Origin of the sequence: Streptomyces sp. NPDC007896 (genome assembly GCF_042959425.1) — a bacterium.
Lineage (GTDB): Bacteria > Actinomycetota > Actinomycetes > Streptomycetales > Streptomycetaceae > Streptomyces.
The window spans coordinates 404,369-411,943 of record NZ_JBIBKX010000001.1; the positions used below are offsets into that span (position 1 = coordinate 404,369).

At 70.2% G+C, this 7,575-nt stretch carries 7 protein-coding genes; 6 read left to right on the forward strand and 1 reads right to left on the reverse strand.

Annotated elements, in window-relative coordinates; translation table 11 throughout:
• Positions 1–251: 251 nt before the first annotated feature.
• The 5 genes from ACFZDJ_RS01850 to ACFZDJ_RS01870 all read left to right on the forward strand — a co-directional run bounded on the left by ACFZDJ_RS01850 (position 252) and on the right by ACFZDJ_RS01870 (position 5,490).
• The gene (locus tag ACFZDJ_RS01850; RefSeq protein WP_391055409.1) at positions 252–1,595 is read left to right on the forward strand and encodes a DUF2252 family protein; all 1,344 of its coding nucleotides are present in this window, start codon (positions 252–254) and stop codon (positions 1,593–1,595) included.
• Between the two features lie 92 nt (positions 1,596–1,687).
• Positions 1,688–2,371 (forward strand): hypothetical protein, encoded by a 684-nt coding sequence (locus ACFZDJ_RS01855; RefSeq protein ID WP_212727558.1) that lies wholly within the window; start codon positions 1,688–1,690, stop codon positions 2,369–2,371.
• 93 nt (positions 2,372–2,464) lie between these two features.
• Complete coding sequence (locus ACFZDJ_RS01860) at positions 2,465–3,274, forward strand: thioredoxin domain-containing protein (protein ID WP_391055412.1); 810 nt, start codon at positions 2,465–2,467, stop codon at positions 3,272–3,274.
• A gap of 92 nt (positions 3,275–3,366) precedes the next feature.
• A complete protein-coding gene (locus ACFZDJ_RS01865) occupies positions 3,367–5,037 on the forward strand; it encodes an alkaline phosphatase D family protein (RefSeq protein WP_391055415.1) in 1,671 nt (556 codons plus the stop codon).
• A 99-nt stretch (positions 5,038–5,136) separates the two neighbouring features.
• Positions 5,137–5,490, forward strand: a complete 354-nt coding sequence (locus ACFZDJ_RS01870) for a hypothetical protein (protein ID WP_054231476.1) — start codon at positions 5,137–5,139, stop codon at positions 5,488–5,490.
• 124 nt (positions 5,491–5,614) lie between these two features.
• On the opposite strand, the gene ACFZDJ_RS01875 is transcribed toward ACFZDJ_RS01870, so the two are convergent.
• The gene (locus ACFZDJ_RS01875) at positions 5,615–6,184 is read right to left on the reverse strand and encodes a dienelactone hydrolase family protein (RefSeq protein ID WP_168508180.1); all 570 of its coding nucleotides are present in this window, start codon (positions 6,182–6,184) and stop codon (positions 5,615–5,617) included.
• A 99-nt stretch (positions 6,185–6,283) separates the two neighbouring features.
• Here ACFZDJ_RS01875 and ACFZDJ_RS01880 point away from each other — a divergent pair, with 99 nt between their 5' ends.
• The gene (locus ACFZDJ_RS01880; RefSeq protein ID WP_391055418.1) at positions 6,284–7,435 is read left to right on the forward strand and encodes a mechanosensitive ion channel domain-containing protein; all 1,152 of its coding nucleotides are present in this window, start codon (positions 6,284–6,286) and stop codon (positions 7,433–7,435) included.
• Positions 7,436–7,575: the final 140 nt, after the last annotated feature.

The following is a 7,575-nucleotide window of genomic DNA, read 5'->3' on the forward strand; positions in this document are numbered from 1 at the left end:
CGCGCCACTGACACTGGAGACGAACACTGGGCGCGAAGCGCCTCGATGAGGGGCGGTGGTCGGGTGACGGGCGGGCCGATCACCCGTACCTTCATCCGGGGCGCGGGGCACGCGCGCGTACCGTTCGTCCCCGGCACGCGGGCACTCCCGCGTACCTTCGTCCGTTGGGACAGGACGGAAGCAACCGTCCCGGCGGACGGACACGTCCTTCCCTCATGTCACGCACCACCTGCACCAGGAGGCACCCAGCGATGTCGGTCCCGCAGCTCAGCGCCGAGCAACGCGGCGAGCAGATCCTCGCCGTCTTCGACACCGCCTTCGGCGAGCTCCTGGCCGCCGACCCGGCCGCGTTCCGCGTCAAGTTCCGCAAGATGGCGGCCTCCGCCTTCGCGTTCTACCGGGGCACGGCGGGCCTCTTCTACCACGACCTCACCGCGGAGATGGGGTTCGGGCCGAGGCGCGGCGGACCCTACCTGGACGAGCGCACCTCCCGCGTGTGGATCCACGGCGACCTGCACGCCGAGAACTTCGGCACGTACATGGACGCCAACGGCCGCCTGATCTTCAACGTGAACGACTTCGACGAGGCGTACGTCGGCCCCTTCACCTGGGACCTCAAGCGATTCGCCGCCTCCGTGGCCCTCATCGGGTACGCGAAGGCGCTCAGTGACGACCAGATCAGCGAGCTGGTCAAGGTGTACGCGGCCGCCTACCGCGAGCGCATCCACGCGCTGGCCACCGGTGCCAAGAGCGACGAGGTGCCGCCCTTCACGCTGGACACGGCCGAGGGCCCGCTCCTGGACGCGCTGCGTGACGCCCGCTCGCTGACCCGCTTCGGACTGCTCGACTCGATGACCGAGATCCGCGACTTCGAGCGCCGCTTCGCGCCCGGCGGCGGCTCCATCGAGCTCGACGCGGCCACCCGCTACAAGGTGCTCGCGGCCTTCGACGGCTACCTGGAGACGCTCCCGGAGTCCTCCCTGGCCCGCCCGGACTCCTACCGGGTGAAGGACGTCGTCGGCCGCCGCGGCATCGGCATCGGCTCCGCCGGACTGCCCTCGTACAACATCCTTCTGGAGGGCAACAGCGACGCCCTGGAGAACGATGTCGTGATCTACATCAAGCAGGCCCAGACCCCGGCCGTCTCCCGGCACATCACGGACTCCGCGATCCGCGAGTACTTCCAGCACGAGGGCCACCGCACGGTGATCTCCCAGCGTGCCCTGCAGGCGCACGCCGACCCATGGCTGGGCTGGACCGAGCTGGACGGCGCCGGCCAGCTGGTCGCCGAGGTCTCGCCGTACGCGGTGGACCTGGACTGGGGCGACATCGACGACCCGGAGGAGATCGCCTCGGTCGTCGCCGACCTCGGCCGGGCCACGGCCACCATGCACGCCGCGGCCGACGACGAGAGCGGCCACTCGGAGCTGGTCCCGTTCTCCACCGAGCGGGCCATCGACGCGGCGATCGCCGCCGACGAGGACGGCTTCGCGGGCCTCCTGGTGGACTTCGCGCACAGCTACGGCGCACGCGCGCGTGCCGACCACCAGATCTTCGTCGACCTGTTCCGCAACGGCCGGATCCCGGGCCTGTAGGCACCCCGGACGGCGGAGCCACAACGCTCCTGTAACGCATAGGAACCCTTTAGGGGGCCCTTACGGGAGCACGTGGGACACTCGGCTCCGCTATGGACATACCCGGGACCCAGCTCAGAGCCGTGCGCGCGGCACTGTTCACGGCTGTCGTCGTGACGCTCTCCACCGCGTCGCACGTGCTGCTGTCCCGGGTCCCGCTGCCGCTGGGCACCGTGGCGGCGATCGCCGCGGCCGTCTTCGTCATCGCGTACGCGCTGGCGGGCCGCGAGCGCGGCTTCGGCCGGATCGCCGCCCTGCTCATCCCGCTGGAGCTGACCGCCGACACCGTGTTCACCACGGGCCAGCACGTCTGTTACGGCAGGGCGGGCGGCCCCGTCGCGGGCCCGCTGCGCTCGGTCGGATTCGACGTGCTGTGCGGCGGCAGCGTGGGCACCCCGCTGGCCCATGTGACCGGCGGCAGCGGCGGCCGTGCCGCCGCGCTGCTCGCGCAGACCGACCCGGCCGCCGCCTGGCTGCTGCTCGCCGCCCATGTCACGGTGGGGCTGCTCGCGGCCGCCTGGCTGCGCCGCGGCGACCGCGCCCTGGACCAGCTGCTGCGCGCAGTGGCCGCGGCCACCTTCCGGCCCCTGCTGATCGCGGTCGCCGCCGTGACCGTACGGCTCGCCCCGGTACGCCGGCTGCCGCGCCCCGCGCGCCGGAGCGCGGGCGCCCGCACCCGCCTGTTCGTGCACTCCCTGGGACGGCGTGGACCGCCGCTCTCGGCCGCTTTCGCCTGAGCCATCGCTTCTGCGCGACAGCCCTTGAGCACCAGCAGTCCCCCATACGTATCCGCGTACGACGTGTGCGCGTCCCCCATGGAGATCACCAACATGAGCAAGCGGAACAGCCAGGCGGCGAAGACGGCGGCCCGGGAGAAGCTGCGCCTTGAGCGCGAGCGTCAGGCCAAGCGCAACAAGGTCAAGCGCCAGGCCATCGTGGCCGGCTCCATCGTCGCCGTCCTCGCGATAGCCGGCGGCGTCGGCTACGCGGTCGTACAGAACAACAAGCCGAGCTACTGGGCGGGCCTGAAGGACGCCAAGGTCGTCGCCCCGGCCAACACCACAGGCACCAAGGGCACCACCGTCGTCATCGGCAAGAGCACCGCCAAGAAGACCCTCAAGATCTACGAGGACCCGCGCTGCCCGGTCTGTGCCCAGTTCGAGCAGACCGTCGGCTCGACCGTGAAGAAGGACATCGACGACGGCAAGTTCAAGTTCCAGTACGTCGGCGCCACGTTCATCGACAACAAGGACAACGGCCAGGGCTCCAAGAACGCGCTGAGCGCCCTGGGCGCCGCGCTGAACGTCAGCCCCGAGGCGTTCCTCGAGTACAAGACCGCGCTGTACTCGACGAAGTGGCACCCGGACGAGACGACCGACAAGTTCAAGGACGACGCCTACCTCCTCAAGGTCGCCGACACCGTTACCGCGCTGAAGGGCAACACCGCGTTCCAGAACGCGGTGAAGAAGGGCACCTACGACGCCTGGGCGATGGCCATGTCGAAGACCTTCGACGACAACAAGGAGGGCGTGACCGGCACTCCGGGCTTCGTCATGGACGGCAAGCAGCTCAACGGCGGCACCCCGCTGCTGACGGTGGCCGACTTCGACAAGGTGGTGGACGCGGCCCTCAAGGGCTGACGCCAACGGGGAATCCGGCCTCCGCATGAAGAGCGGGCGAACTTTCGAGGTTCGCCCGCTCTCGCGCATACCGATCAGTAACCTGTTCGGTCGTGACCAGTCGATACAGATCATCCGAGGCATCTCAGGGCCTCAACTCTCCCTCGCCCCGCCGCCGTACGGTCGTCAAGGCCGCGGCGGCGACCGCTGTCCTGGCCGGCCCGCTCGCCGCCGCGCTCCCGGCTCGCGCCGCCACGGACGCGCCCGCCTTCCTGCACGGTGTCGCCTCCGGCGACCCGCTGCCCGACGGTGTCCTGCTGTGGACCCGGGTGACGCCCGACTCCGAGGCGATACCCGGCTCGGGGCTCGGCCCGGACACCGAGGTCAGCTGGATCGTCGCCACGGACAAGGCGCTGACGAACGTCGTCTCCAAGGGCTCCCTCACCGCGACCGCCGCCTCCGACCACACCGTGAAGGCCGACATCCGTGGTCTACGGCCGGCCACCGACTACTGGTTCCGGTTCTCGGCCGGCGGCACCGACTCGCCGGTGGCGCGCACCCGCACCGCGCCGGCGGCGGACGCGAGCGTCTCCGGCCTGCGCTTCGGCGTCGTCACCTGCGCCAACTGGGAGGCCGGCTACTTCTCGTCGTACCGCCATCTCGCGGCACGGAGCGACCTGGACGCCTGGCTGCATCTCGGGGACTACATCTACGAGTACAAGTCCGGCGAGTACGCGGCCCGCGGCACGGTCGTACGGCCGCATGCGCCCCTGAACGAGATCATCACGCTCGCCGACTACCGCACCCGGCACGGCAAGTACAAGACCGACCCGGACCTGCAGGCTCTGCACCTCAAGGCGCCGGTCATCGCAATCTGGGACGACCACGAGTTCGCCGACAACGCCTGGTCCGGCGGCGCGGTCAACCACACCGAGGGCGCCGAGGGAACCTGGACGGCACGTCAGGCCGCCGCGAAGCAGGCCTACTTCGAGTGGATGCCGGTACGCCCGGCGATCGAGGGCACCACCTACCGCCGGCTGCGCTTCGGCAAGCTCGCCGACCTGTCCCTGCTGGACCTGCGCTCCTTCCGCTCCCAGCAGGCGTCCACGGGCAGCGGTTCGGTCGACGACCCGGACCGTACGATCACCGGGCGCGCCCAACTCGACTGGCTGAAGGCCGGGTTGAAGGCGTCCGACACCACCTGGCGGCTGGTCGGCAACTCGGTGATGATCGCGCCGTTCGTCATCGGCTCACTCACCGCCGACCTGCTCAAGCCGCTCGCCAAGCTGCTGGACCTGCCGCAGGACGGCATCGGCGTCAACACCGACCAGTGGGACGGCTACACCGACGACCGCCGTGAACTCCTCGCCCATCTGCGCTCGAACGCGATCGGCAACACGGTGTTCCTCACCGGCGACATCCACATGTCCTGGGCCAACGACGTACCGGTGGACGCCGGGACGTACCCGCTGTCCGCGTCGGCCGCCACCGAGTTCGTGATCACCTCGGTGACCTCGGACAACCTCGACGACATCGTGAAGGTCCCCGAGGGCACGGTCTCCGCGGTCGCCGCCCCGCTCATCCGGATCGCCAACCGGCACGTCCACTGGGTCGACACCGACTGCCACGGATACGGCGTCCTGGACATCACCGCCGACCGCGCGCAGATGGACTACTACGTCCTGTCCGACCGCACGAACGCCAACGCGACCTCGGCCTGGGCTCGTTCGTACCGCACGCGCACCGGCACGCAGAAGGTCGAGCGCACCTACGACCCGGTATAGAAGACAATTCCGGGCGTGGCCAGGAGGATCTTGATAGCGTCGCACGCATTGTCGGATCGTCGCACTGACGATCCGTCAGTTCATGAGGATTGGAGTCACATGGCCACCCCCCAAAGTGTCCTGACGAAGACCGCAGTGCTCGGCGCCGCCCTGGCCCTCGCCGGACTCACCGCCACATCCGCCGAGGCGCAGGAAGCCACGGCGGCAGCGGCACCGGCGTTCGTCAACCTGACCACGGCGGAAAGCTCTCCCATATACGCCCAGCCCACTTCCTCGTCGACGCGGTACCGCACGGAGCCGCGGGGCACGACCCTGCGGATCCAGTGCTCGACCACCAAGACCCCCTCGGGGGAACGGTGGTTCAGGATCTACGACTCCAAGCCGACGTCCTGGGTGTGGTCCGGTCACTTCCCGTCGCAGGTGCACCCTCCCAAGGAGTGCTTCCCGGGCTAGGGTCCCCGACGTTCCACAACGCCGGTAGTCGCAGTTGATCGAAGGTGAACAGGCAGGCCCGGGTCATCCGACAGATGGCCCGGGCCTGCCTGTTGGCCGTCTGTCGCCCCGGTGCGGCGGACCGCTACAGCGAGTCGAGGAAGCCGAGCGCCACCCGCCAGGTGGCCTCGGCGGCCTCCTCGTCGTAGTCGGGCAGGTCGGGGTCGGTGTAGAGGTGCCCGGCGCCCGCGTACCGGTAGATCTCCACGTCGGCGCCCGCTTTGCCCATCTGCAGGTACCAGGCGCTCAGCCAGTCGTCCGTCTCGAACGGGTCCGGCTCCGCGACGTGCAGCTGGACCGGCAGGTCGTCCACCGACGCGCTCTCGGCGATGTCCGACGTGCCGTGCAGAAGCAGCAGCCCACGGGCCTTCTCGTCGCCGAGCGCCAGGGTCTGCGCGATGGAGGCGCCGAGCGAGAATCCCGCGTACACCAGGCCGCGCTCGGAGTAGGGAGCGGCGGCCAGGACGGCTCGTCTGAGCAGCTCCTCCTTGCCGATCCCGTCGTTGAAGGCCATGCCCTCCTCCACGGTCTCGAAGGTGCGTCCCTCGAAGAGGTCCGGGGTCCACACCTCGTGCCCCGCGGCACGCAGCCGGTCGGCCGCCGCGCGCACCGCGGGCCGGGGCCCGTAGGTCGAGTGAAAGAGCATGATGTTCATGCGCCCCATGGTGCCAGCCAGGACTGACAACACCGGGTCGAGGCCCAGGGACCGGGGCGACATGTTCAGAGCGGCCCCGAGCCGGTTACGGTCTCAGGCATGGAGAACGTACTGCGTCCCCTGATCGTCGTCGGTGGCTCGGTCGTGCTCACGCTGCTCATCGGGTGGGCCGTGGACCGCGTACTGCGCAAGGCCGACGCCCGACACCAAGAGACCTCCCTGTGGGGCCTGCTGCGCCGCGCACGGGTCCCCTTCCAGCTCGTGCTGTTCGCCGCCCTGCTACGCGGCTCGTACGACCAGGCGAAGTTGCTCGTGGAACACCGGGTCGGCGTCGGCCGCACCCTGACCCTGATCCTCATCGGGTCCGCCGCGTGGCTCGTGATCCGCATCGCGACGGCGATCGTCGAGACCTCCTACACCCGCTATGCGAACGCCCACCGCGACCCGGCGCGGGTCCGCCGGGTGCGCACGCAAGTGACGCTGATCCAACGGGTGGTGTCCGCGATCGTCGCCGTGGTGGCCGTCGCCTCGATGCTGCTCACCTTCCCCGCGATGCGCGCGGCCGGTGCCTCGCTGCTGGCCTCGGCCGGCATCCTCGGCATCGTCGCCGGTGTCGCCGCCCAGTCCACGCTGGCGAACCTCTTCGCCGGGCTGCAGATCGCCTTCGGCGACATGGTGCGCCTCGGTGACACGGTCGTGGTGGACGGCGAGTGGGGCACCGTCGAGGAGATCACACTGACATTCCTGACGGTACGCACGTGGGACGAGCGCCGGATCACGATGCCGGTCTCGTACTTCACTTCCAAGCCCTTCGAGAACTGGTCCCGCGGCACCCCCCAGATGACCGGCATCGTCTTCTTCCACGTCGATCACTCGGCGCCCGTGGAGGCGATGCGCGAGCAGCTCCGCGACATCCTGCGCGAATGCCCGGCCTGGGACGGCCGCGACTACGGCCTCGCCGTCACCGACTCCACCCCCAACACCATGCAGGTGCGCGCCCTGGTGACCGCGAAGGACGCGGACGACATCTGGACGGTACGGGTCACGGTGCGCGAGCGCATGATCCGCTGGCTCACCGACGAACACCCCTACGCCCTCCCCCGCGTCAACACGGCCGAGGCGATCCTGCCCCTGGGCTGGCCCAACGGCCGCCCCCACCGCCCGGACCGCGACGACACCGACGGCGCGGTAACCGCCCCCACGACCCCCCAGACCCCAGACCCCCCACGAACGGGCCCAGGCCGAGGCTGACCACCCCGGACCCCATCCCCCGCACCCTCCACACCGCCCGCCGCCCGCAGGCCGCAGGCCGCAGGCCGCAGGCCGCAGGCCGCAGGCCGCAGGCCGCAGGCCGCAGGCCGCAGGCCGCAGGCCGCAGGCCGCAGGCCGCA

Coding starts and splice junctions, on each gene's coding strand:
- ACFZDJ_RS01850 (WP_391055409.1), top strand. CDS start 252: ATGTCGGTCCCGCAGCTCAGCGCCGAGCAACGCGGCGAGCAGATCCTC.
- ACFZDJ_RS01855 (WP_212727558.1), top strand. CDS start 1,688: ATGGACATACCCGGGACCCAGCTCAGAGCCGTGCGCGCGGCACTGTTC.
- ACFZDJ_RS01860 (WP_391055412.1), top strand. CDS start 2,465: ATGAGCAAGCGGAACAGCCAGGCGGCGAAGACGGCGGCCCGGGAGAAG.
- ACFZDJ_RS01870 (WP_054231476.1), top strand. CDS start 5,137: ATGGCCACCCCCCAAAGTGTCCTGACGAAGACCGCAGTGCTCGGCGCC.
- ACFZDJ_RS01875 (WP_168508180.1), bottom strand. CDS start 6,184: ATGAACATCATGCTCTTTCACTCGACCTACGGGCCCCGGCCCGCGGTG.
- ACFZDJ_RS01880 (WP_391055418.1), top strand. CDS start 6,284: ATGGAGAACGTACTGCGTCCCCTGATCGTCGTCGGTGGCTCGGTCGTG.